Annotated in this window: 24 protein-coding genes; 14 read left to right on the plus strand and 10 right to left on the minus strand. The window is 70.0% G+C overall.

What is annotated here, in order from left to right; genetic code table 11:
- Positions 1-9 precede the first annotated feature (9 nt).
- Genes BUB57_RS08460 through BUB57_RS08470 form a run of 3 tightly spaced genes read left to right on the plus strand, consistent with a single transcriptional unit; the run spans position 10 to position 2,641 of the window.
- Entirely contained in the window at positions 10-1,374 is a 1,365-nt protein-coding gene (locus tag BUB57_RS08460) for a formimidoylglutamate deiminase (protein ID WP_073065590.1), read from the plus strand.
- Positions 1,371-2,090, plus strand: coding sequence for a GntR family transcriptional regulator (locus tag BUB57_RS08465; protein ID WP_073065218.1), 720 nt, complete (start codon positions 1,371-1,373; stop codon positions 2,088-2,090). Before BUB57_RS08460 ends, BUB57_RS08465 begins: the two co-directional genes overlap by 4 nt.
- Positions 2,087-2,641 (plus strand): HutD/Ves family protein, encoded by a 555-nt coding sequence (locus BUB57_RS08470; RefSeq protein WP_073065221.1) that lies wholly within the window; start codon positions 2,087-2,089, stop codon positions 2,639-2,641. Before BUB57_RS08465 ends, BUB57_RS08470 begins: the two co-directional genes overlap by 4 nt.
- Here the strand turns inward: BUB57_RS08470 and BUB57_RS08475 are convergent.
- The 4 genes from BUB57_RS08475 to BUB57_RS08490 form a co-directional block, all read right to left on the minus strand.
- Positions 2,631-3,515 carry a carbohydrate ABC transporter permease gene (locus BUB57_RS08475; protein ID WP_073065225.1) on the minus strand — a complete coding sequence of 295 codons (885 nt, stop codon included), beginning with the start codon at positions 3,513-3,515 and terminating at the stop codon, positions 2,631-2,633. The two genes, BUB57_RS08470 and BUB57_RS08475, sit on opposite strands and share 11 nt — an antisense overlap.
- A 1-nt stretch (position 3,516) precedes the next feature.
- Positions 3,517-4,458, minus strand: coding sequence for a carbohydrate ABC transporter permease (locus BUB57_RS08480; protein ID WP_143159667.1), 942 nt, complete (start codon positions 4,456-4,458; stop codon positions 3,517-3,519).
- 66 nt (positions 4,459-4,524) lie between these two features.
- Positions 4,525-5,841 (minus strand): ABC transporter substrate-binding protein, encoded by a 1,317-nt coding sequence (locus BUB57_RS08485; RefSeq protein ID WP_073065231.1) that lies wholly within the window; start codon positions 5,839-5,841, stop codon positions 4,525-4,527.
- A 72-nt stretch (positions 5,842-5,913) separates the two neighbouring features.
- On the minus strand, positions 5,914-6,972 hold the full coding sequence (locus tag BUB57_RS08490) for an ABC transporter ATP-binding protein (RefSeq protein ID WP_073065232.1): 1,059 nt from the start codon (positions 6,970-6,972) through the stop codon (positions 5,914-5,916).
- A 167-nt stretch (positions 6,973-7,139) separates the two neighbouring features.
- On the opposite strand from BUB57_RS08490, the gene ltnD reads away from it, so the two are divergent.
- Positions 7,140-8,069, plus strand: a complete 930-nt coding sequence (gene ltnD, locus BUB57_RS08495) for an L-threonate dehydrogenase (RefSeq protein WP_073065235.1) — start codon at positions 7,140-7,142, stop codon at positions 8,067-8,069.
- Positions 8,066-9,325, plus strand: a complete 1,260-nt coding sequence (gene otnK, locus BUB57_RS08500) for a 3-oxo-tetronate kinase (protein WP_073065238.1) — start codon at positions 8,066-8,068, stop codon at positions 9,323-9,325. The genes ltnD and otnK overlap by 4 nt, the downstream gene beginning before the upstream one ends.
- Positions 9,326-9,415: 90 nt before the next feature.
- On the opposite strand, the gene BUB57_RS08505 is transcribed toward otnK, so the two are convergent.
- Both BUB57_RS08505 and BUB57_RS08510 read right to left on the minus strand, forming a co-directional pair.
- A complete protein-coding gene (locus BUB57_RS08505) occupies positions 9,416-9,988 on the minus strand; it encodes an NADPH-dependent FMN reductase (protein ID WP_073065242.1) in 573 nt (190 codons plus the stop codon).
- Positions 9,989-10,161: 173 nt separating this feature from the next.
- The gene (locus BUB57_RS08510; protein WP_073065246.1) at positions 10,162-11,637 is read right to left on the minus strand and encodes an MFS transporter; all 1,476 of its coding nucleotides are present in this window, start codon (positions 11,635-11,637) and stop codon (positions 10,162-10,164) included.
- A 112-nt stretch (positions 11,638-11,749) separates the two neighbouring features.
- On the opposite strand from BUB57_RS08510, the gene BUB57_RS08515 reads away from it, so the two are divergent.
- From BUB57_RS08515 to BUB57_RS08550, 8 genes are read left to right on the plus strand one after another with little or no spacing between them, the layout of a single operon-like run.
- Positions 11,750-12,430, plus strand: coding sequence for a GntR family transcriptional regulator (locus BUB57_RS08515; RefSeq protein ID WP_073065249.1), 681 nt, complete (start codon positions 11,750-11,752; stop codon positions 12,428-12,430).
- A gap of 22 nt (positions 12,431-12,452) precedes the next feature.
- On the plus strand, positions 12,453-13,439 hold the full coding sequence (locus BUB57_RS08520; protein WP_073065594.1) for a TRAP transporter substrate-binding protein: 987 nt from the start codon (positions 12,453-12,455) through the stop codon (positions 13,437-13,439).
- A gap of 58 nt (positions 13,440-13,497) precedes the next feature.
- Complete coding sequence (locus tag BUB57_RS08525; RefSeq protein ID WP_073065252.1) at positions 13,498-14,004, plus strand: TRAP transporter small permease; 507 nt, start codon at positions 13,498-13,500, stop codon at positions 14,002-14,004.
- Between the two features lie 4 nt (positions 14,005-14,008).
- Complete coding sequence (locus BUB57_RS08530; RefSeq protein WP_073065256.1) at positions 14,009-15,289, plus strand: TRAP transporter large permease; 1,281 nt, start codon at positions 14,009-14,011, stop codon at positions 15,287-15,289.
- Between the two features lie 4 nt (positions 15,290-15,293).
- Positions 15,294-16,337, plus strand: a complete 1,044-nt coding sequence (locus BUB57_RS08535; protein ID WP_073065259.1) for an L-idonate 5-dehydrogenase — start codon at positions 15,294-15,296, stop codon at positions 16,335-16,337.
- A 4-nt stretch (positions 16,338-16,341) separates the two neighbouring features.
- Positions 16,342-17,499, plus strand: coding sequence for an alpha-hydroxy acid oxidase (locus tag BUB57_RS08540; protein WP_073065262.1), 1,158 nt, complete (start codon positions 16,342-16,344; stop codon positions 17,497-17,499).
- A 20-nt stretch (positions 17,500-17,519) separates the two neighbouring features.
- The gene (gene uxuA, locus BUB57_RS08545) at positions 17,520-18,728 is read left to right on the plus strand and encodes a mannonate dehydratase (RefSeq protein WP_073065265.1); all 1,209 of its coding nucleotides are present in this window, start codon (positions 17,520-17,522) and stop codon (positions 18,726-18,728) included.
- A complete protein-coding gene (locus tag BUB57_RS08550; protein ID WP_073065268.1) occupies positions 18,725-20,179 on the plus strand; it encodes a mannitol dehydrogenase family protein in 1,455 nt (484 codons plus the stop codon). Before uxuA ends, BUB57_RS08550 begins: the two co-directional genes overlap by 4 nt.
- Positions 20,180-20,258: 79 nt before the next feature.
- Here the strand turns inward: BUB57_RS08550 and BUB57_RS08555 are convergent, their stop codons facing one another.
- From BUB57_RS08555 to BUB57_RS08570, 4 genes are all read right to left on the minus strand, one after another.
- Complete coding sequence (locus BUB57_RS08555) at positions 20,259-21,032, minus strand: hydroxypyruvate isomerase family protein (protein ID WP_073065271.1); 774 nt, start codon at positions 21,030-21,032, stop codon at positions 20,259-20,261.
- On the minus strand, positions 21,032-21,673 hold the full coding sequence (gene otnC / locus BUB57_RS08560; RefSeq protein WP_073065275.1) for a 3-oxo-tetronate 4-phosphate decarboxylase: 642 nt from the start codon (positions 21,671-21,673) through the stop codon (positions 21,032-21,034). The genes BUB57_RS08555 and otnC overlap by 1 nt, the downstream gene beginning before the upstream one ends.
- Positions 21,670-22,527, minus strand: a complete 858-nt coding sequence (locus tag BUB57_RS08565; RefSeq protein WP_073065278.1) for a fumarylacetoacetate hydrolase family protein — start codon at positions 22,525-22,527, stop codon at positions 21,670-21,672. The genes otnC and BUB57_RS08565 overlap by 4 nt, the downstream gene beginning before the upstream one ends.
- Before the next feature lie 97 nt (positions 22,528-22,624).
- On the minus strand, positions 22,625-23,266 hold the full coding sequence (locus BUB57_RS08570) for a carbonic anhydrase (RefSeq protein WP_073065283.1): 642 nt from the start codon (positions 23,264-23,266) through the stop codon (positions 22,625-22,627).
- A 156-nt stretch (positions 23,267-23,422) separates the two neighbouring features.
- On the opposite strand from BUB57_RS08570, the gene BUB57_RS08575 reads away from it, so the two are divergent.
- The gene (locus tag BUB57_RS08575) at positions 23,423-23,803 is read left to right on the plus strand and encodes a hypothetical protein (RefSeq protein ID WP_073065286.1); all 381 of its coding nucleotides are present in this window, start codon (positions 23,423-23,425) and stop codon (positions 23,801-23,803) included.

Raw genomic sequence — 23,803 nt, forward strand, 5'->3', positions numbered from 1 at the left:
GAGGATGCGATGACCGTGATCTGGGCCGAACAGGCGCTGTTGCCCCGGGGCTGGGCCGATGGGGTGCGGGTCGAACTGGGCGCGGACGGCCGCATCGCCAGTGTCAGCGCGGGCACCGCGCCGCAGGGAGAGCGGGTCGGGCTGCTGCTGCCGGCGATGGCGAACCTGCATTCCCACGCCTTTCAGCGCGCCATGGCCGGGCTGTCGGAATCGCGCGGCGACCAGCCCAGCGACAGTTTCTGGACCTGGCGGCAGATCATGTTCCGCTTTCTGGACCACCTGACCCCCGAGGACGTCGAAGCCATCGCCGCGCTGGTGCAGATGGAGATGCTCGAGGCCGGCTATGCCACCAATGTCGAGTTTCACTATCTGCACCACCAGCCGGGCGGCGCTGCCTATGACGATCCGGCCGAGATGGCCGCGCGCATCGTGGCGGCGGCGCAGCGGACCGGCATCGGGCTGACGCTGCTGCCGGTGCATTACCAGTTCGGCGGACTGGACCGCCGGCCGCTGGGGCCGGGGCAGGTCCGCTTCGGCACCACCCCGGACGAGTTCGCGCGGCTGCTGGACGCCTCGGAATCGGCGCTGGCGGCGCTGCCGCCCGATGCCGGCATCGGCGTGGCGCCGCATTCGCTGCGTGCGGTGTCGCCCGAGGGGCTGGCGCTTTGCGCCGGGCTGCGCCCCGATCGCCCGCTGCACATGCATCTGGCCGAGCAGATCCCCGAGATCGAAGAGGTCCGGGCCGCCACCGGCCAGCGCCCGGTCGAATGGTTGCTGGACCATGCCGACCCTGACCGGCGCTGGACGCTGATCCACCTGACCCACATGACCGAGGACGAGACCCGCCGCCTTGCCGCCACCGGCGCGGTCGCCGGCCTGTGCCCGATCACCGAGGCCAGTCTGGGCGACGGCATCTTCAACGGCACAATCTGGCGTAAGGCCGGCGGGCGGCTGGGGTTCGGCTCGGACAGCAACATCCGCATCAGCCTGGCCGAGGAACTGCGCGGGCTGGAATACAGCCATCGCCTGCGCGACCGGGGCCGGGCGATCCTGGCGGAACCCGGGCGCTCGACCGGGCGGGTGCTGTATGAGGCGGGGCTGGACGGCGGCGCCTCGGCCGCAGGGCGCGCGACCGGCGCGATTGCCCCCGGCTTGTGGGGCGACCTGCTGGCGGTGGGCATGGACAACCCCGTGATGGTCGGGCGGCGCGGCGACGCGGCGCTGGACAGTCTGGTGTTTGCGGGCGGCGACGGGCTTGCCTCGGATGTCTGGGCCGCGGGGCGCCATGTGGTCACCGGCGGGCGCCATATTGCGCGCGACCGGATTGCCGCCGATTATATGGCCTGTATCAGGCGGTTGCAGGACAGGTTGTGAACGACGCGCGCACACGCATTCCGTCCAAGGCGCAGGCGATCGAGACCGAGGTCCGCCGCCGCATCGTCGAGCGCGAATGGCGGCAGGGCCAGCGCATCCCCGACGAGGCCGATCTGGCGGTCGAGTTCGACGCCGCCCGCTCGACCGTCAACAAGGCGTTGCAGCGGCTGGCGGACGAAGGGCTGCTGGACCGCCGCCGCCGTGCCGGGACAAGGGTGGCGGTGGACCCGGTGCGCAAGGCCACATTCGCGATTTCCATCGTGCGCGAGCAGGTGGAACAGGCCGGCATGGCCTATAGCCACCGCGTCGTCGCGCAGCGCCGCACCCCGGTCCCCGAGGATATCGCCGCACGGCTGGGCATCGCCCCCGGCACGCCGCTGATCCACATGCGCGCGCTGCATTACGGCGACGGCCGGCCCTTTCAGCTCGAGGACCGCTGGCTGAACCCCGAGGCGGTGCGCGGGCTGGAACGCGCGGATTTCTTGCAGCTGAACGCCAACGAATGGCTGGTGCGCAACACCCCCTATCTGCGCGCCGAGATGAGCTTTTCCGCCGAGAACGCCAGCCGCCGCGATGCGCGGCTGTTGCAGACGCAGGTCGGGCAGGCGCTGCTGGTCCTGCACCGCTCCACGTGGAACGATCTGGGGCCGGTGACCTCGGTGCGGGTGGCCTATCCGCCCGGCCATGTGGTGACCACGCAAAGGGCGATCGAATGACGGTCTGGCATTACCCGGCAAGCGCGCGGCAGTTCCGGCCGTGGAAGAACGGCGGCGGCGAGACCGCGGAAATCGCCGTATCGCCCGCGGGTGCGGGTTTCGACGATTTCGACTGGCGGATCAGCACCGCCATCGTGGCGCAGTCGGGGCCGTTTTCCGGCTTTCCCGGGGTGGACCGGGTGCTGACCGTGATCGAGGGTGGTGCGATGGAGCTGACCGTCGCGGGCGAGGCCCGGCATCTGGATGCGGGGTCCGACCCCTTCGCCTTTCCCGGCGACGTCCCGGCCGCGGCGGTGCTGGCCGGCCCGGCGCTGCTGGATTTCAACGTGATGGTGCGCCGGCCGCTGCGCGCCAGCGTCCGCCGGACACGGCTGGCGGAGGGCGCGGCGCCGGGGGCGCTGGCCCATCTGGCGCTGCTGCTTGAAGACGGGGGCGGGTTGGCGCGGCTGGACCTGATCGACCTGCGCGCAGCCCCGGCCGCGGTGCGGCAGGGGCTGGCGGGGGTGCTGGCGCTCGATGTGGCGATCCTGGCCCCGGCGGCTATTCCTTGACCGCCCCGGTCATCGAGCTGACGTAATAATCCACGAAGAACGAATACAGGATCACCACCGGCAGCGAGCCCAGCAGCGCCCCCGACATCAGCGCCCCCCATTCGTAGATGTCGCCGCGCACCAGCTCGGTCAGCACCCCCACCGGGATGGTCTTGTTTTCCGAGCTGGAGATGAAGGTCAGCGCATAGATGAACTCGTTCCAGGACAGGGTGAAGGCAAAGATCCCCGCCGAGATCAGCCCCGGCACCGCCAGCGGCAGCACGATCCGGGTCAGGATCTGCCAGCGCGTGGCGCCGTCGACCAGCGCCGATTCCTCGAGCTCGTAGGGGATCGAGCGGAAATACCCCATCAGCAGCCAGGTGCAGAACGGGATCAGGAAGGTCGGATAGGTCAGGATCAGCGCCAGCCGGGAATCGAAGATCCCGACCTGATAGACGATGAACGCCAGCGGGATGAACAGGATCGACGGCGGCACCAGATAGGCCAGGAAGATCAGCAGCCCCGTCACCCGCGAGCCGCGGAACCGCAGCCGCTCGATCGCATAGGCCGCGAACACCGAGGCCAGCAGCGAGATGAAGGTCGAGGCCACCGCCACGATGATCGTGTTCCACAGCCAGCGCGGATAGCTGGTCTCGAACAGCAGGTAGCGGATGTGGTCCAGCGTCGGCTGCACCACCCAGAACGGGCTGTAGTCGCGATAGTTGGTCAGCTGGTGGTTCGGCTTCACCGAGGTGATGGCCATCCAGTAGAACGGGAACAGCAGCACGAAGCAGAACACGAACAGCGGCAGCCAGACGGTCAGGATCTTGCGGGGCAGGGTCTCGAACCGCTCGATCCCCGGGCTGTCGTCCTGGACGGGGGTTTGCTTGGCCATGTCAGTCGTTCCCTTGCTGCCATTTGCGCCGTTGCAGGCCGAAGAAGCTGAACAGGATCGCCGCCAGCAGGAACGGGATCATCGCCACCGCGATGGCCGCGCCTTCGCCCAGCTGGCCGCCGGGGATGGCGCGCTGGAAGCTGAGCGTCGCCATCAGGTGGGTGGCGTTCACCGGGCCGCCGCGGGTCAGCACGTAGATCAGCTGGAAGTCGGTAAAGGTGAACAGCACCGAAAACGTCATCACCACCGCGATGATCGGGGTCAGCAGCGGCAGGGTGACCTTGGTGAAGCGCTGCCAGGCGGTGGCGCCGTCGATGGCGGCGGCCTCGTTCAGCGATTGCGGGATGGTCTGCAACCCGGCCAGCAGCGAGATCGCCACGAAGGGGATGCCGCGCCAGACATTGGCCGCGATCACCGACCAGCGCGCATTCCAGGGGTCGCCCAGGAAGTTGATCGGGGCGTCGATGATCCCCAGCGACATCAGCACCCAGCTGATGATCGAGAACTGCGAATCGTAGATCCACCAGAAGGCCAGCGCCGACAGCACCGTCGGCACCACCCAGGGCAGCAGGATGATCGCGCGGAAGAAGTTCTTGAACCGCAGGTTGCGGTTCAGCAGCAGCGCCAGCCACAGCCCCAGCCCGAACTTCAGCACCGAGGCGACCGTGGTATACAGCATCGTGTTGAACACGCTGAGCCAGAACACCGGGTCGTCGGCCAGCCACTGGTAATTCTCCAGCCCGATGAAGCTGCCGGTGCGGCCGATGCGGGTGTCGGTAAAGCCCAGCCACACCCCCAGCCCCAGCGGATAGGTCAGGAAGCACAGCAGGAACACCGCCGCAGGCAGCATGAACAGCAGGCCCAGCCCGCCGCGGCTTTCGACAAGCCGTCGCCAGCGCGAGGGGCGGGGGGCGGCAGGGGTCAGGGTGTCAGGGCTGGTCATGGTGCGAACCTCGGACGGCAGCATGGGCGCGCCGGCCCCCGGATCTGCGGGGACCGGCGCCGGTTCCTAGCGGTAGTAGCGCTGCAGGCGGCGTTCGGCGTTCGCGATCGCCTCTTCGGTCGAGCGCTGGCCGGTGACGGCCTCGGCGAACATGTCGACCAGCACGTAATCGGCCATGGCCCCGGCGGATGCCGGCCCCAGCGGCCCGGCATAGCCGTTCACCCGCAGCGATTCCGATGCCCTGGCATAGGGCGCGTGGATCGGGTTCGAGGTCCAGACCGGGTTGGCCGCGAACTCCTTGAGCGCCTGGCAGCAATAGGCCGAGGCCGATTCGATCCAGCGGTTCATGTTGTCCGAACGGTACATGAACTCCAGATACGCCTTGGCCGCGTTCGGATACTTGCAGTGGCTGAAGATCGAGATGGTCGAGGTCTGGTGCAGCTCGACCGACTTGCCCACCGGCCCGACGGGCAGGTTGGTGGTGCGGATGTCGGCCGCGATTTCCTGCAGCGCCGGGTCGTTCATCGCCGCATAATACAGCGACACGCCGTTGGCGGTCAGCGACACCTCTCCGGCCAGGAAGGCGCGGTTGTTATTCACGTCCAGCCAGCTTTCGGTGCCGGGGATGAAGGTCGCATACAGCTTCTTGGCATATTCGATGGCGGCGGCGGTTTCGGGGCTGTTGATGGTGACGTTGCCCTGTTCGTCCACCTGCTGCGCGCCATGCGACCACAGCAGCCAATGGGCATAGTTGTTGCCGTCGCCCACCGCCTTGCCGTGCGGGAACCCGGCCGGGGTGCCCTTTTCCTTCAGCGCCGCGCACAGCGCCAGGAAGCCCTCGGTATCGGTCGGGAACTCCTCGAAGCCCGCGGCCTTCATGTGGCTGTCGCGATAGCAGATGGCGTTGCCGATGGCGCAGAGCGGCGTCGAGATCCACTTACCGTCCTGCTGCCCATAGGCAGCCAGCCCGTCGTACCAGCCGCCATGCGCCTCGCCCAGCATGGTGCACAGGTCGGTGACGTCGACCAGCTTGTCGGGATACTGGAAGGGGTCGTCGAACCAGCTCATCACCATGTCGGGGCCGGAACCCACATTGGCGGCGACGGCGGCTTTCGGGCGCACGTCCTCCCAGCTTTCCTGGTCGATGGTGACCTCGACCCCGGTGGCTTCGGTAAAGGCGCGGGTGTTCGCGTTCCACGCCTCTTCCTCGGCCTTGACGAAGGGCACCCAGCGCAGCAGGCGCAGGGACGCGCCCTCTTCGGGGGTGAACATCGGCGCGGCGCCCGCGCCCTGGGCCAGCGCTCGCCCGAACGGGCCGGTCAGCACCGCCCCCGCCGCGATCGCGGCCGAGCCTTGCAGCAATGTCCTGCGGTTGATGGTCATGTCCGGGTTCCTCCTCCCCATGGATGACAGTTGCGGCGCGGGTTGCGCCGGGCTTTTTCGGCGCAAGAGGGCTCAGCCCGACAGCCGGGCGCCCCCCTCGGCGTCGAACAGATGCGCCGCGGCGCCGTCGATGCGGATGCCCAGGGTCTCGCCCGGGCGCGCAGTCACGCGATCGCGGAACACCCCGGTGATGTCGGCGCCCCCCAGGGTGCCGACGACATGGGTTTCCGCGCCGGTGGGTTCGGTCACGCCTACGGTCAGCGGGATGTCTCCCCCCAGCGCCATCGCCTCGGGGCGGATGCCGTAGATCAGCTTCTGCCCGGCGCGGGCGCGGCCGGTGTCGGCCAGCGGCAGTCTTGTGCCGTCCTCGGCCCGGAACCAGCCGTCCCCGTCCAGCGCGCCGGGGACAAAGGTCATCGCCGGGCTGCCGATGAACCCGGCGACGAACAGGTTCGCCGGGTGGTCGTACAGTTCCAGCGGCGCGCCGATCTGTTCCACGATCCCGTCATGCATGACCACGATCTTGTCGGCCATGGTCATCGCCTCGATCTGGTCGTGGGTGACATAGACGGTGGTGGTCTTCAGCCGCTGGTGCAGATTCTTGATTTCCGCCCGCATCGACACCCGCAGCTTGGCGTCCAGGTTCGACAGCGGCTCGTCGAACAGGAACACCTGCGGGTTGCGCACGATGGCGCGGCCCATGGCGACGCGCTGGCGCTGCCCGCCCGACAGCATCCGCGGATAGCGGTCCAGCAGATGCGCCAGCCCCAGGATTTCCGCCGCCGGCCGCACCTTTTCCGCGATCGCCGCGCGTTTTTCCCCCGCCAGCTTCAGCGAGAATCCCATGTTCTCGGCCACGGTCAGATGCGGGTAGAGCGCATAGTTCTGGAACACCATGGCGATGTCGCGATCCTTGGGCGGCAGGTCGTTGACCACCCGGTCCCCAATCAGGATCCGCCCCGAGCTGATGTGTTCCAGCCCCGCCAGCATTCGCAGCAGCGTGGATTTCCCGCAGCCCGACGGGCCGACCAGCACCACGAATTCGCCTTCGTCGATGGCGATATCGATTCCATGCAGCACCTCGTGTGCGCCGTAGGACTTGCGCACGGAATCGATGGTGACGGATGCCATGGACACCTCCTCCCAAAGGTATTCATTACGGGGATGTTAGCGCGAGCAAGCGGGTTGGCAAGTATTTTTATTCTGCAATTTCTCCGGCAAACTGGCGCAATGGGCAGATTGACAACGTATACATCGCGCCGCATCGTCGCGACGATGGACCGGGAGAGGGGGGTGGCATGGCGGACGGCGGACTGACCGCGGGCGTGATCGGGCTGGGGTCGATGGGGCTGGGCGCGGCGCTGTCGCTGGCCCGTGCCGGGCTGCCCACGCTGGGGCTGGACCTGCGCGCCGAGGCGATGGAGGCGCTGTCCAGCGCCGGCGGCACCCCCTGCCGCGACCCCGCCGGGCTGGCGGCGCGGGCGGATGTGGTCTTCGTCTATGTGGTGAACGCGGCGCAGACCGAATCGGTGCTGTTCGGGGACGGCGGCGCCGTCGCCGCCGCCCGCCCGGGCACCGTCTTTGTCCTCTGCGCCACCATGGCGCCGCTGGATGCGCAGTCGCTGTGCGAACGGCTGGCGGATGCAGGGATGCTGGCCGTCGACGCACCGGTGTCGGGCGGTGCGGCGCGGGCCGAGACCGGGCAGATTTCCATGATGGCCGCGGGGCCGCAGGCGGCCTTCGACCGCGCGGCGCCGGCGCTGGAGGCGATTGCCGAGACGGTGTTCCGGCTGGGCGAGCAGCCCGGCGCCGGCGCCCGGATGAAGGTGATCAACCAGCTGCTGGCCGGGGTCCATATCGCCGCCGCGGCCGAGGCACTGGTGCTGGCCGCCAGCTGGGGGATGGATCTGGCCGAGGTGCACCGGGTGATCCAGTCCTGCGCCGGCAACAGCTGGATGTTCGCCAACCGCGGCACGCATGTGGTGGAAGGGGATTATGCCCCCCGCTCGGCCGTGGACATCTTCGTCAAGGACCTGGGTATCGTCACCGAGGCGGCCGCGGCCAGCGGCGCGCCGGTGCCGCTGTCGGACACCGCGCTTTCCCTGTTCCGCGAGGCATCGCAGCAGGGGCTGGGGCGGCTGGACGACGCCGCCGTCGCGCTGCTGCTGGCGCAGCGGGCGGGCGTGACCCTGCCCGGCGCGCAGGCCGTGGAAGGAGAGGCGCAATGAGCCGCCTGGCCCTGGGCTGCATCGCCGACGACATCACCGGCGCTTCGGACCTTGCGGCGCTGGTGGCGCGCTCGGGCGCGGCGGTGTCGCTGCGGATCGGGCTGCCGGCGGCGGACCCCGACCCTGCCGAGCTGGCCGAGGTCGAGGTGATCGCGCTCAAGATCCGCTCGGTTCCCGCGGATCAGGCGGTGGCGGCGGCGATGGCGGCGCGCGACTGGCTGATCCGCGCCGGGGCCGCGCGGCTCTACTGGAAATACTGCTCGACCTTCGACAGCACCGCGCAGGGCAATATCGGCCCGGTGGCGCAGGCGCTGCTGGCGGCGGGAGCGGGCGCGCATACGCTGCACGCGCCGGGGTTTCCCGAGAACGGTCGGCGGGTGTTCATGGGCAATCTGTTCGTCGGCCGCCAGCCACTGGCCGAAAGCCCGATGCGCGACCACCCGCTGAACCCGATGCGCGACAGCGACCTGACGCGGCTGTTGTCGGCGCAGCTGGGGCAGGCGGTGGGGCTGGTGGACTGGCCGACCATCGCCGCCGGGCCGGACGCCATCGCCGCGGCCATCGCCGCAGGCCCGGCGCATCTGATCGCCGACACCATCCGCGACGAGGATCTGGCGGCGCTGGCGCAGGCGGGGGCGGGGCTGCCCCTGCTGTGCGGCGGCAGCGCCTTTGCCGCGCAGCTGCCCGCGGTGCTGCGCGCGCGCGGCGAGCTGCCGCAAGCCAGCCCGGGCAACATCCCCGATCTGCCCGGCGGGCCGGCGCTGGTGCTGTCGGGCAGCTGCTCGGCGATGACCCGCCGCCAGGTCGCGGCATTTGCGCCGCTTGTGCCGACGCTGCGGCTGGACCCGCTGCGCTTGGCCGAGACCGGCCCGGCCGAGGCCGTCGCCTGGGTGCGCGCCCAGACCGGCACCGCGCTGGTCCACGCCGCGGCCGAGCCCGACCAGGTTGCCGCCGCCCAGGCCGCACTGGGGGTCGAGCGCGCCGGAAATCTGGTCGAAGAGGCGCTGTCCGCCGCCGCCGCCGCCGGCCGCGCCCGCGGCGTCACCCGCTTTGTGGTGGCGGGGGGAGAATCCTCGGGGGCGGTGGTGCAGGCGCTGGGGGTGTCCGGCCTGCAGATCGGCGCCGAGATCGCGCCTGGCGTGCCCTGGTGCGTCGCCCCCGACCGCGACGGCGCCTTCGCCATCACCCTCAAATCCGGCAATTTCGGGGCCGAGGATTTCTTTGCCCGCGCCCTGCAACTCTCGGGCGGGTTGTAACTCCGGGCGCGACCGATCCGTATTCCCCGCCCGCAAACCCGAGCAGCCCTGCCGGCAAGGTTTTCGCCGGCAGGGCCGTGATTGCCACGCCTACGCCGGGGCGCGCATCGGCTCTAGCGCCACGCTCCAGCGGTGCAGCTCGTCCAGCATGGTGGTGGCGGCATTGTCGATCAGCGCGTTCGAGCCGAAGCGGCCGGCGTCGTCCAGCAGCGTGCCGACCATGGGGATCGCCACCCCCTCGACCATCGGCATCATCTTCAGCGTGGTGGCCTGCAGCTTGGCCGCCTGCACCGCGCGCAGCCCGCCCGACAGCCCGCCGTAGCTGACGAAGCCGCAGGGCTTGTAGTTCCATTCGCGGTACACATAGTCCCAGGCGTTCACCAGCGACGGCGGCGGAAAGTAATTGTATTCCGGCATCACGAAGACATAGGCGTCGGCCGCCGCCACGCTTTCGGACCAGCGCCTGGTGTGGTCGTGGCGATAGTCCTGGCGGGCGGGGTGCACCGGCTCGTCATAAAGCGGCAGGTCGAAATCCTGCAGATCGACCAGCGCCACCTCGAACCCCTCATGGGCGCGGGCGAAGCCGGCGAACCACTCGGCGACCGAGGGGCCGACACGGCCGGGCCGGGTCGAGGCGATGATGACGTGAAGCGTGGGTTTCAAGGCGGGTTCTCCTGTTCTGGCGTCGCGGCTGCGCCCGTGGGTATTTGAGCCAGAAAGACGCCCCATGCGCCCCTGAACCGGGGTGGGGATTCTTTCTGGTCCAAATACCCATGCGGCCGCGCCCCGGGTGCGGTCCCGGGCATAGTCCGGGCGCGGCGGGGACGGAAGGGGGCTCAGCCCGCGGGGCGGTTGCGGTCCCGTGTGCGCTGGCGCTGGTCCTTGATGGCGACGACCAGCGCCGCCAGGATCACCAGCCCGATCAGCGTGAAGCCGACGGTGACCGCCACCGGCCAGCCCGACACCGCCAGCACCGCGAACACCGCCGCGGTGATCATCGCGATCCCGACCGAGGTGCCGATGCGCTGCCCGGTCTGCATGACCGCGCCCGAGCTGCCGGCATAATCCAGCGGCACCTCTTCCAGAGTCAGCGTCTGGTTGGGGCTGATCACCGCCCCCTGCGCCAGCCCGATCAGCGACAGCGTGACCAGCAGCCACCAGACGCTGAGCCCGTGGCGCTGCGCCGCCACCACCACCGCGATGCTGGCCGCCAGCCCGGCCAGTGCCAGCACCAGCCCCCAGATCACGATGGCGCGGCCCCAGCGCCCGACCCGCCGCCCGGCCCAGTTCGCCGCCCAGGCCGACAGCAGCGCCGCCGGGATCCCGACCAGCCCCGATTCAAAGGCGGATTTCCCCTCGCCCTGCTGAAGATACAGCGCCACCAGCACCCAGATGCTGGTCATCCCCAGGAAATACAGCGCCATCACCAGCGAGCCGTTGGTGAAGCTGCGGGTGCGGAAGATGCGCAGGTCGACCATCGGGCTGCGCCCCAGCCGCGCCTGCCGCCGTTCCCAGCGCACCCACAGCCACAGCAGCGCGCCCGCCACCGGCAGCAGCCCCCAGGTCCGTACCGATCCGCCGGATTCCATGAACGGCCATAGCACCGCCAGGATCGCCAGCGCCAGCAGCACCGCCCCCATCGGGTCCAGCGCCCGCCACAGCCCGGCGGGGGTGGGGTGGAACAGCGGCCGGGGGAACCAGGCCATCCCCAGCAGGATCGCGCCGATGCCGATGGGCACGTTGACGAGGAAGGTCAGCCTCCATCCCAGGTCGGGGCCGCCGAACTGGATCAGCACGCCGCCCAGCACCGGGCCGATGGCGACCGAGAACCCGACCGCGGTACCCAGCAGGCCAAAGGCACGGCCACGCTCGGCCCCGCGGAAATGCTGCTGGATCATCCCCAGCCCCTGCGGGTTCAGCAGCCCCGATCCGATCCCCTGTGCCAACCGGGCCGCGTTCAGCCAATGCGCATCCGGCGCCAGCCCCGCCGCGACCGAGGCTGCGGTGAACACGCCGACCCCGACCAGGAAGAACCCGCCGCGCCCCAGGATGTCGCCCGCCCGCCCCGCGGCGACCAGGATCACCCCGAAGGTCAGCGCATAGCCCGACAGCACCCACTGCATGTCCGAGCGCTCGGCGCCCAGGTCGTGCTGGATCGAGGGCAGCGCCACGTTCACGATGCTGACACCGACCAGCGACATGAAGATCACCGCCAGCAGCACCGCCAGGATGCGTCCGCGATCCCGGTCGGAAAGTGGCCGGTCCGCTGGAAGTTCCGCGTCCGTTCCGCGTGAGGTGGGGGAGAAAGCCATTGCCGCCGGATATCATGGTGTTGCCGGGCTGTCACGCGGGGTGGGGGCGACAAGCGGGTTTACTGGCATACAAGTATGCGTTATCATGGTTGCCGTGGGAGCGAGGGAATCAATGCAGGCCGGGCCAAGCATCGACTTTACGCAGCCGACCGTTCCGCAGCTGCATGAATGGCTGCGCGGCGCCATCATCCGCGGCGAGCTGCCCCCCGCCGCGCGCCTGAGCGAGACCGAGATCGGCAACCGCCTGGGCGTCAGCCGCCAGCCGGTGCGCGAAGCCTTCATCCGCCTGACCGCCGAGGGGCTGACCGAGGTCCGCCCCCAGCGCGGCACCTATGTCAGCCCGATTTCCCTGTCCGCCGTGCTGTCGGCGCGGCTGATCCGCGAGGCGGTGGAAAGCGACCTGGTGCGGATGCTGGCAGAGACCGCGGACGATGCGCTGCTGGACCGACTGGACGCCGAGATCGACCAGCAGCGTGCCGCCGTCTCCCGCCAGGATGTTGCGGGCTTTGTGGCGCTGGACGACCGTTTCCATCGCCTGCTGGCCGAGGCCGCCGGGCACGAGGCGGTGTGGCAGGTGCTCGAGGGGCTGAAGTCCCAGATGAACCGGCTGCGCCATATCTCGGCGCGCGCCTTCGACACCGGCAAGCTGATCGCCCAGCATCAGGCCATCGTGCAGGGGCTGCGCGCCCGCGACCCCGCGCAGGCCGAGGCCGCGATGCGCCGCCATCTGCGCGAGCTGCTGATCGACATGCCCGAGATCGCCAGCGCGCATCCTGAAATTTTTGCCCCCTGAATCGGTCAACCCGGAGGAGACCATGACCAGACTGAACCGCCGCCAATTCGCCGCCCTCGCCGGCACCGCCGTGCTGGCCGCGCCCTTCATCGGCCGCGCCCATGCCGCCGCCGATGTCACGCTGAAGCTGGGCCACCTGGCGAACGAACAGAACTCGTGGCACAAGGGCTCGCTGAAATTCGCCGAGGAAGTCGCCGCCCTGACCGAGGGCCGCGTCGCCGTCGAGGTGTTCCCCAACGATTCGCTGGGGCGCGAGATGGACCTGATCAACGGGATGCAGCTGGGCACCGTCGAGATGACCATCACCGGCGAAAGCCTGCAGAACTGGGCGCCGATGGCGGCGCTGCTGGCAGTGCCCTACGCCTATCGCTCGCTTGAACAGATGGACGCGGTGGCCAGCGGCGACATCGGCAAGCAGATCGAGGCCCAGATCATCGAGCGCGCCCAGGTCCGCCCGATCGGCTATTTCGCCCGCGGCCCGCGCAACCTGACCGCGAACCGCGCCATCACCACCCCCGCCGAGCTGAACCGGATGCGGCTGCGGGTGCCGAACGTGCCGCTGTTCGTCGACACCTGGACCGCGCTGGGCGCGCAGCCGACGCCGATGGCGTTTTCCGAGGTGTTCACCTCGTTGCAGAACGGCACCATCGACGGGCAGGAAAACCCGCTGGCGCTGATCCAGTCCGCCTCGCTGAACGAGGTGCAAAGCCACGTGAACATGACCGAGCATGTGCGCTCGTGGATCTACATGGCGATTGCCGAGCAGGTCTGGCAGCGCCTCTCCGAAGCCGACCGCGAGCATGTGCTGGAAGCCGCGCGCCGCGCGCAGGAGTTCGAGCGCGCCCAGTTCCTGCAGGACGAGGACGCGATCCGCGCCGATCTGGAAGCCAAGGGCATGACCTTTGTCGAGGTCGACCAGGCGGCATTCGCAGCAGGCTCGCGCGATGCGGTGATCGCCAGCGTCGGCGACGAGCTGCGCCCGATCGTGGAAGAGCTGCTCGACAACTGATCTTGCCGGCTGCGGCGCCGGGACCGGCGCCGCAGCCGCCCATGAGGGACGGGAACCGATGCAAACCCTTGCCAAGCTGCAACACGCCGTGTCCGCGCTGTGCCGCGTCGCGATGGCGGCGGTGTTCTTTGCGCTGATCGCGGTGGTGACGATCCAGATCACCACCCGCACCTTTGGCCTGTATTCGCCGGTCTGGACCGAAGAACTGTCGCGCTATCTGCTGCTTTACATGACCGCATTCGGCATCGGCCTGTCGCTGCTGTCGGGCGATCTGGTCAACGTCGACCTGCTGCAGGAATCGGTGCCCGAAAGCCTGGCCTGGTGGCTGCGGCTGCTCGCGGCCGCGGCGACGGCGGTGATGGGCGCGGTGATGATCCTGCCCGCGTGGAAGTTCACCGCTATCGGGGCGCTGCAACGCGCGCCCAGCCTGCGGATCCCGATGCATTACGTGCACGCCTCGATCCTGCTGCTGGCGGTGCTGCTGTTCCTGTTCGCCCTGCTGCGGGTGGTCGGCATGATCGCCGGCACCGAGGACGGGCGCCCCCATTTCGACGAAGAGGGCTGATCTCGTGGATCTTTTCCTGCTGCTGACCACCTTTGTCGTAACGCTGGCCGTGGGCGTGCCGGTCGCGATCTGCCTGGGCCTGTCGTCGCTGGCCTATATCCTGGCGGCCGGGTTGCCGGTGGTCACCATCCCGCAGCGGATGTTCGCGGGCATGGACGTGTTCGTGCTGCTGTGCATCCCCGGCTTCATCCTGGCCGGCAACCTGATGAACTTTGGCGGCATCACCGAGCGGATCATCCGGCTGGCCAACGCGCTGGTCGGCTGGATGCGCGGCGGGCTGGCCATGGCCAACGTCGCGGATTCGATGATGTTCGGCGGCATTTCCGGGACCGCGGTCGCTGATGTCGCGGCCACCGGCGGGGTGATGATCCCGGGGATGAAGAAATCCGGCTATCCGGGCGATTTCGCCGCCGCGATCACTGCCGCCTCGTCCACGGTGGGCCCGATGATCCCGCCCAGCGTACCGATGATCATCGTCGGCGCGCTGTCGGGGATTTCGGTCGGCAAGCTGTTCCTGGCCGGGGCGGTGCCGGGCGTGCTGATGGGCGTCGCCATGGGGATCACCTGCTATATCCTGGCCGTGCGCCGCAACTATCCCCGGCAGGAATGGCAAGGCTTCGGCGAGCTGTTCATGGCCTTTCTGGGGGCGTTCTGGGCGCTGGCGATGACCGGGCTGATCATCGGCGGGCTGCTGACCGGCATCGCTACCCCCACCGAGACCGCCATCGTCGCCTGCATCTACGCCTTTGTCGTCGGCGCCTTCGTCTATCGCGAGCTGCCGGTGCGCGCAGTGCCGCGGATCGTGGCGACCAGCGCCGTCACCTCGGCCGGGATCCTGGCGCTGGTGGGGTTCGCAAACGTCTTCGGCTCGATCCTCGCGTCCGAGCGGATCCCGCAGCTGCTGGTCAGCAGCGTGCTGGCGATCACCGACAACCCGATCCTGGTGGTGCTGCTGATCAACATGCTGCTGCTGGTCATCGGCATGTTCATGGAAACCATCGCCGCGCTGATCATCCTGTTCGTGCCGCTGCTGGGCCTTGCGACCAGCGTCGGGATCGAGCCGCTGCATTTCGCCACCTTTGCGGTGCTGAACCTGATGATCGGCCTGACCACGCCGCCGGTGGGGGTCTGCCTGTTCGTCGCCTGCAACATCGCGCGCGAGCCGCTGGCCAAGGTGATCAGCGCGGTGATCCCGTTCCTGATCTCGAACATCATCGTGCTGCTGCTGGTGTCCTATTACCCGCCGTTTGCAACCTGGCTGCCCAATACGCTGATGGGGAACTGACCGCATGACGCAAGAGCTTGCCTGCCGGCTTCACGCCGCCCACGACCTGCGCATCGAGCCGCTGCCCGACCCCGTGCCGGAACCCGGCGCGGCCCTGATCCGGGTGGCGCGGGGCGGGATCTGCGGATCCGACCTGCATTACTATCACGACGGCGGCTTCGGCCCGGTGCGGGTGCGCCAGCCGATCATCCTGGGCCACGAGGCCGCGGGCGTGGTCGAGGCCGCCCCCGAGGGCTCGGGGCTGGTGCCGGGGCAGCTGGTGGCGCTGTCGCCCTCGCGCCCCTGCGGGACCTGCGAATACTGCCGCGCGGGGATCGAGCGGCATTGCCTGGACATGCGGTTCAACGGCTCGGCCATGCGGGTGCCGCATGAGGACGGGTTCTTCCGTCACCGCCTGTATCACCCGGCCAGCCAGTGCCTGCCGCTGCCCGCAGGAGCCAGCGCCGCCGATGCAGCGGGCGCCGAGCCGCTGGCCGTCTGCCTGCACGCGCTGAGCAAGGCCCCCGAGCTGGCCGGCCAGCGGGTGCTGGTCACCGGCGCCGGTCCCATTGGCGCGATCTGCACTGCGCTTGCGCGGCTGCACGGCGCGGCCGAGATCGTGGTCACGGATGTGCAGGACTTCACGCTGGGGATCGCCCGCCGCATGGGCGCCGACCGCTGCGTGAACGTGGCCGAAAACCCCGAGGGGCTGGCCGATTACGCGCAGGGCAAGGGCCGCATCGACGTGGTGCTGGAATGCTCGGCCAACCCGCACGCCATCGCGCAGGCGATCGCGGTGGCGCGGCCGCAGGCGACCATGGTGCAGATCGGCGTCGGCGGCGTGACCCCGGTGCCGCTGAACCTGATCGTCGGGCGAGAGCTGCATCTGGTCGGCACCCACCGCTTCGATGTCGAGTTCGCGCAGGCCGTGGCCATGATCGGCGCGGGTCGGATCGACCTGTCGCCAATGGTCACCCAGGTGCTGCCCGCGGCCGAGGCGCAGCGCGCCTTCGACCTGGCCGGCGACCGGACGCAGGCGGTCAAGGTGCAGCTGGATTTCGGGGCCTGATCCCATGCCGGTCATCACCGAGATCGAGGACCTGCGGCGCCTGCACCGGCGCCGGGTCCCGCGCATGTTCTACGACTATGTGGATGTCGGCGCCTGGACCGGCGGCACCTATCGCGCCAACCGCACCGATTTCGAGCGCATCTGCTTTCGCCAGCGCGTCGCCCGCAATATCGAGGCGCGCAGCCTCGCCACCACCATGCTGGGGCAGCCGGTCTCGATGCCGCTGGCGCTGGCCCCGGTCGGGCTGCTGGGGATGCAGCACCCCGACGGCGAGATCCACGCCGCCCGCGCAGCCGTGGCGGCGGGCGTCCCCTTTACGCTGTCCACCATGTCGATGTGCTCGCTGGAAGATATCGCGCAGGCGACCGGCGCGCCCTTCTGGTTCCAGCTCTACACGCTGCGGGACGAGGAGTTCCTGGACGACGTGCTTGAGCGTGCCCGCCGCGCCGGGGTGACGGTGCTGGTGCTGACGCTGGACCTGACCATCCAGGGCCAGCGCCACAAGGACCTGAAGAACGCCATGACCGCGCCGCCGCGGCTGACGCTGGGCAACCTGCTGAACATCGCCCTGCATCCGCGCTGGGCGCTGGGGATGCTGGGCACCCGCCGGCGCAGCTTTGGCAATATCGTCGGCCATGCGCGCGGGGTGGACAGTCTGGGCGACCTGATGGACTGGACCTCGCGCCAGTTCGACCAGCGGCTGGACTGGGCGCGGGTGGAACGGATCATCCGCAAATGGGGCGGGCCGGTGATCCTGAAGGGCATCAACGATCCCGAGGATGCGCGCCGCGCGCTGGACACCGGCGCCGACGCGATCCTGGTCTCGAACCACGGCGGCCGGCAGCTGGACGGCGCGCCCTCGACCATTCGGGCGCTGCCGGCGATCCGCCGCGCGGTGGGGCCGGATTTCCCGCTGTATCTCGACAGCGGCATCCAGTCCGGGCAAGAGGCGCTGAAAGCCATCGCCACGGGCGCGAACGGCGTTTTTGTCGGCCGCGCCTTCACCTATGGGCTGGGGGCGATGGGGCAAAAGGGCGTGGAAACCGCGCTTGGGATCCTGCGCCGCGAGATGGACCTGACCATGGCGCTTTGCGGCATCAACGACATCGGCGATTTCGGCCCCGATTGCCTGTGGTCGGACGACCTCGGGCTTGCGGCCTGACAGACAAGGACACTGACTGAATGCGACATACCTGGCGCTGGTTCGGCCCTAAGGATCGGGTCTCGATCGACGACATGATGCAGGCAGGGGTGCAGGGCGTCGTGACCGCCCTGCACCACGTCCCGACCGGTGTGGTCTGGACCCCGGCGGAGATCGCCCGCCGCCAGGCCGAGATTGCGGCGATGGCCGACGGCGCACCCTCGGGGCTGAAATGGGAGGTGGTGGAAAGCCTGCCGGTCAGCGAGGCGATCAAGACCCAGACCGGCGACTGGCGTGAACATGTCGCTAACTGGATCACCTCGATGCGCCATCTGCGCGACGCCGGCATCGAGGTGCTGTGCTACAACTTCATGCCGGTGCTGGACTGGACCCGCACCGACCTGGCGTGGCGGCGCCCGAACGGCGCGCGCTGCATGCGCTTCGACTTCACCGATTTCGCCGCCTTCGACATCCATATCCTGCGCCGCCCCGGTGCGGCCGAGGACTTCCCCGAGGAGATCCGCGACGAGGCCGCCCGCCGCTTTGCCGCCATGGACGAGGCCAGGCGCGAGCAGCTGGCCGGCAACGTGGTCTTCGGCCTGCCCGGCGCGGCCGAGCATTTTACGCTCGAGGACGTGCGGGCGCTGCTGGACAGCTATGCGCCGGTCACCGACGCGGTGCTGCGCCGCAATTTCCACGACTTCCTGGAACAGGTGGCCCCGGTCGCGCAGGACATCGGGATGCGGCTGTGCTGCCACCCCGACGACCCGCCCTTCCCGCTGCTGGGCCTGCCCCGCGTCATGTCGACCGAGGCCGATTATGCCGAGCGCATGGCCGCGGTGGACCTGCCCGCGAACGGGATCACGCTGTGCTCGGGCTCGCTAGGGGCGCGGCCGGACAACGACCTGCCGGGCATGATGGAGCGGCTGGGCGAGCGCGTGCATTTCCTGCACCTGCGCAACGTCCGCCGCGACAGCGCCGCGATCCGCGGCTCGTTCTTCGAGGATGAGCATCTGGCCGGCCAGACCGACATGGTGGCGCTGGTCGCCGCCGTCCTGCGCGAGGAAAAGCGCCGCCGCGAGGCGGGCCGCGCCGACTGGAACATCCCCATGCGCCCCGACCACGGGCAGGACATCCTTGACGACCTCGGCCGCGGCGGCCAGCCCGGCTATCCCGCTATCGGGCGGCTGAAGGGGCTGGCCGAGCTGCGCGGGGTGGAGCTGGCGCTGACGCATGGGGCGCGGGTATGAGCCCGCGTCTGACGCGGCTTGCCGACCTGCCGCGCGGGGTGGCCCGCCCGGGCTATGACCGCGCGGCGCATGGGTTCGGGATCCTGCATCTGGGCCTCGGCGCATTCCACCGCGCCCATCAGGCGGTCTATACCGACGACGCGCTGGCGGCCGAGGGCGGCGACTGGCGCATCCTCGGCGCCAATCTGCGCAGCCGCGAGATCGCGCAGGCGCTGAACGCGCAGGACGGGCTGTACACGGTGCTGGAACGTGGCCCGCAGGACCGTGCGCGGGTGATCGGCGCCCATGGCCCCGCGATCGGCGGCGACCCGGCGGCGATCCTGCGCGCCGCCTGCGACCCCGCGATCCGCATCCTGTCGCTGACCGTCTCGGAAAAGGCCTATGGCATCGACCGCGCCGCGATGGACGCGGACCCGGCGCATCCGGCGGTGGCCCATGACCTGGCGCAGCTGCAGGCGCCGCAGGGGGTGCTGGGGATCATCACCACCGCGCTGGCCGCGCGACTGGCGGCGGGGGTGGCGCCGTTCACGGTGCTGTGCTGCGACAACCTGCCCGACAACGGGGCGCTGCTGCGCGCGGGCGTGCTGGGCTTTGCCCGCCGCCGCGATCCGGACCTTGCGGCCCGCATTGCCGATCTCGTGGCCTTTCCCGCCACCATGGTCGACCGCATCACCCCGGCGGCGACCCCGCAGACCCTGGCCGACGTGCAGGCGCTGACCGGCCACCGCGATCTTGCCTGCGTCGAGACCGAGCCCTTCAGCCAATGGGTGATCGAGGACCACTTCCCCCAGGGCCGCCCCGCGTGGGAGGCCGGCGGCGCCCAGCTGGTCGCCGACGTGCGCGCGCATGAAGCGATGAAGCTGCGGATGCTGAACGGCGCCCATTCGCTGATCGCCTACGCCGGGCAGCTGCTGGACCTGCCGCATGTGCGCGAGGCGGTGGCCGACCCGGATCTGGCGCCGCTGATCCGCCGCCATATGCAGGCCGCGGGCGCGACGCTGCCCCGCGGCGCCGGGCTCGACCCCGGGGCTTACGCACAGGCGCTGATGGCGCGTTTTGCCAACCCCGCCATCGCCCACCAGACCCGCCAGATCGCCATGGACGGGACCGAGAAACTGCCGCAGCGCTGGTTCGCCCCCGCCGCCGAGGCGCTGTCTGCGGGCGCCGATCCGCGCCCGTTTGCCTTTGCCACCGCCGTCTGGCTGGCGTGGCTGGCGCAGCTGGCGGCCGCGGGCCAGATCCCCGACGACCCCCGCGGCGCGGCGCTGCTGGATCTGGCGCAGCGGGCGGGGGCGGATGACGGCGCGCTGGTCGCCTCGGTGCTGGCGCTGCCCGGGCTCGCGCCCGCGGCGCTGACCGGCAACCGCGGCTTCATCGACACCACCCGCGACCTGCTGGGAACCCTCCGCCGCGACGGCCTCCGCGCCGCCCTGGCCGCGGAACCGCGCTAGCAGCCGTCAACCCGGCAGGGACTTCTTTCTGGCCCAAATACCCGCCTTGGGGCGCAGCCGAACCAGCTGCGCGACGGGGTCACACCGCGCGCAGCGCCGCCAGCCAGCCCAGGCTGTCGCCGGTCGGCCCCGGGGGCCGGTATTCCGCCCCCAGCGGCCGGTCCCAGCCCAGCCCGTCCAGCAGCGCGCAGATATGGCGGTAGTCCAGCTCGCCATGGTCGGGCGGGCCGCGGTCGGGGACCGAGGCGATCTGCACATGGCCGATCACCGGCAGCAGCCGCTGCAGCCGGCGCGAGATGTCGCCCTCCATCACCTGCAGGTGGTAGCAGTCGAACATCAGCCGCAGGTTGTCGTGGCCCAGCTGCGCGATCAGCGCCGCCGCCTGATCCGAGCGGTTGAGGAAATATCCCGGCGCGTCGTAATGGTTCAGCGGCTCGATCAGCACCAACGCCCCCTGCGCGGCGGCGGCGCGGCAGGCGTAGTCGAGGTTGTCGCGGAACGCCGCCTCGGCCTGCGCACCTTGCGCAAACCCGGCCATCACATGCACGGCGCGACAGCCGATGCCGGCGGCGAACGCCAGCGCGCGGTCGATCTCGGCCCGCGCCTCGGCCTCGCGCCCGGGCAGGGCGGACAGGCCGTTCTCGCCCGGATTGCCGCGCAGGGTGTTCAGGCCCAGCATCTCCAGCCCGGTCTCGGCCAGCGCCGCGCGGATCGCGGCCGGGTCCGCCGCCGGGTCGGCATGGGGCCAGTGACATTCCACCGCGTCGAAGCGCGCGCGGGCGGCGGCCCGGATCGCGTCGGGCAGCGGCAGCTCGGCCCACAGGAAGCCCAGATTGGCCGAAAACCGCGCCATCAGCCCGCATCCCCGCGCGCAGCCAGCAACTCGGCCACCTGCGCCGGGGTCAGCCCGCGCGCGGGCAGCCCGTGCAGCATCAATGCCAGCCTTGCGGTGGCCTCCAGCTCTTCGATGGCGTCGCAGGCGGCCTCGACGCTGCGGCCGGCGACGACGGGGCCGTGGTTGGCCAGCATCACCGCCGCGTGGCGCCCGTCCAGCTCGCGCACCGCATCGCCCATCGCCGGGTCGCCGGGGCGGAAATAGGGCAGCAGCCGCACCCGCCCCAGCTGCATCACCGCATAGGGGGTCAGCGGCGGCAGGAAATCCCCGGGGTCGGCCACCGGCAGCGCCGACAGCGCGACCGAGTGGCAGGAATGCAGATGCACCACCGCCCCCGCGCCCTCGCGCGTGTCGTAAAAGGCGCGGTGCAGCGGCATTTCCTTGGTCGGCCTGTCGCCGCCGATGTGTCGCCCTGCCGCGTCGAACCGCGCCAGCCGCGCCGGGTCCAGCCGTCCGAAGCTGGTGCCGGTGGGCGAGACCAGCAGCCCGCCATCCGCCGTCCGCGCCGAGATATTCCCGGTCGAGCCATGCGTCAGCCCGCGCGCGAACAGCGAGGCGGCCAGCTCGCACAGGGTCTCGCGCAGCCGGGCCTCGGTCATCTGGGCGCCACGACCCGCTGCGTCTGCCGGCCCAGCCCCTCGATCCCCAGGGTGACGGTCTCGCCGCCCTTCAGATAGACCGGCGGCGTCTGCCCCATGCCGACGCCCGGGGGCGTGCCGGTGGTGATGATGTCGCCCGGCATCAGCGTCATCAGCCGCGAGCAATAGCTGACCAGCGCCGCCACCCCGAACACCATGGTCGCGGTCGAGCCGTCCTGAAAGCGCCGCCCGTCCACCTCGAGCCACATCGCCAGCGCCTGCGGGTCGGCGATCTGGTCGGCGGTGACCATCCAGGGGCCGATGGGGCCGAAGCTGTCGAAGCCCTTGCCCTTGTCCCAGGTGGCGCCGCGTTCCAGCTGCCAGTGGCGCTCGCTGACGTCGTTGACCACGCAATAGCCGGCGACATGGGCCATGGCCTCGGCCTCGGACACGTCGCTGGCCGGGGCGCCGATGACCACGCCCAGTTCGACCTCCCAATCGGTCTTTTCCGAGCCGCGGGGGATGCGGATGTCGTCGTCGGGGCCGGTGATGCAGCTGGACCACTTGTTGAACACCACCGGCTCGTCCGGGACCGGCATCCCCGATTCGGCGGCGTGGTCGGCGTAGTTCAGCCCGATGGCGATGAACTTGCGCACCAGTCCGACGCAGGGCCCCAGCCGCAGTTCCTGCTGCGGCGTGCCCGCGACCAGCGGCAGCGCCTGCGGGTCCAGCGCGCGCAGCCGCGCCAGCCCCTGCGGGGTCAACACCTCGTCCGCGATGTCGGCGACATGCCCCGACAGGTCGCGCACCTGCCCTTGATCATCCAGCATTCCCGGCTTTTCCCGGCCCGCCGGTCCATAGCGCAGCAGTTTCACGAAACACCTCTTGCCCGTTGTCCGGCGAACCCTAGCGCGGCCCGGGACAACGCGCAATCTGGCATACCAGATTTGCCGCAAAGAGGATGCGGGTGCCTCAGACCGGCACGAACCGCCCGTCCTCGCCGATCATGGTCAGCTGGCCGGTGCGGATGTCGTGCAGCAGCCCGTGCAGCGACAGCTCGCGCGCCTCGACCGCCGCGGCGACAAAGGGAAAGGTCAGCAGGTTTTCCAGCGACACCCGCACCGCCACCTGTTCCAGCGCCGGGATCTGCTCCTCGGGCGGCAGGCTGGCCACGCGCTCGTAGCCGGGGCGCAGGATGTCCATCCAGCGGCCGACGAAGCTGGTGGCCTCGTCCAGCTCGGGCGCCTGTCCCGAACACATCGCGTGGCAGCCGGCGATGCCGCCGCACTGGCTGTGGCCCATCACGATCAGATGCGACACATGCAGCTCGCGCACCGCATATTCCACCGCCGCCGAGGTGCCGTGCTGTTCGCCATCCGGCGCATAGGGCGGCACCAGGTTGGCGATGTTGCGGTGGATGAAGAACTCGCCCGTGTCCGCCCCGAAGATCGAGGTGACATGCACCCGCGAATCGCAGCAGGAAATCACCATCGCCCGCGGGCGCTGCCCCTCGTCCGCCAGTCGCCGGTACCATGCGCTGTTGTCGGCATAGGTGGTGGCGTGCCAGCCATGGTAGCGCTGGACGAGGTATTGGGGCAGCGGACGGATCGTCATGGGGGCCTCGTTTTGCTTGTCGCGGTTCTGGATAGTGTCCCGATCCCTAAACTGCGAGCGATTTCTGCCGGTTCCGGTAAGGATTTCTTGAGGCACCCGCGCCTAGTCTGCCCTGACGTGTGGGGACACGGGGCGCAAGGATTGGCGGGGTGGACGATGGCGGAGCTGACGGTTCTGACCATGACGGAAAAGGTGCAGATCGATTCGCGCCGGCTGGCCGAGATCGTGGACGAGCTGGGCGAGACCGCGGCGCATGACGTGCTGACGCTGGCGCTGGAACAGCTGGCGCGCGGGCTTCAGGACCTGCGCGCGGCGGCGGCGCAGGGCGATGCAGCGGCGCTGGCGATGCGGGCCGAGATGCTGGCGCGGCTGGCCTGGCAGCTGGGGATGACCTCGCTGGCCGGGGTGGCGGTGGACGTGGCGGTCTGCGCCGAGCGGCGCGACGACATCGGGCTGGCCGCGACGCTGGGGCGGCTGCTGCGGATCGGCAACCGCTCGCTGACCGAGATCTGGGACGAGGACCCGGGGCCGGGATGA

The organism is Paracoccus solventivorans, from assembly GCF_900142875.1.
Taxonomy (GTDB): Bacteria; Pseudomonadota; Alphaproteobacteria; order Rhodobacterales; family Rhodobacteraceae; genus Paracoccus; species Paracoccus solventivorans.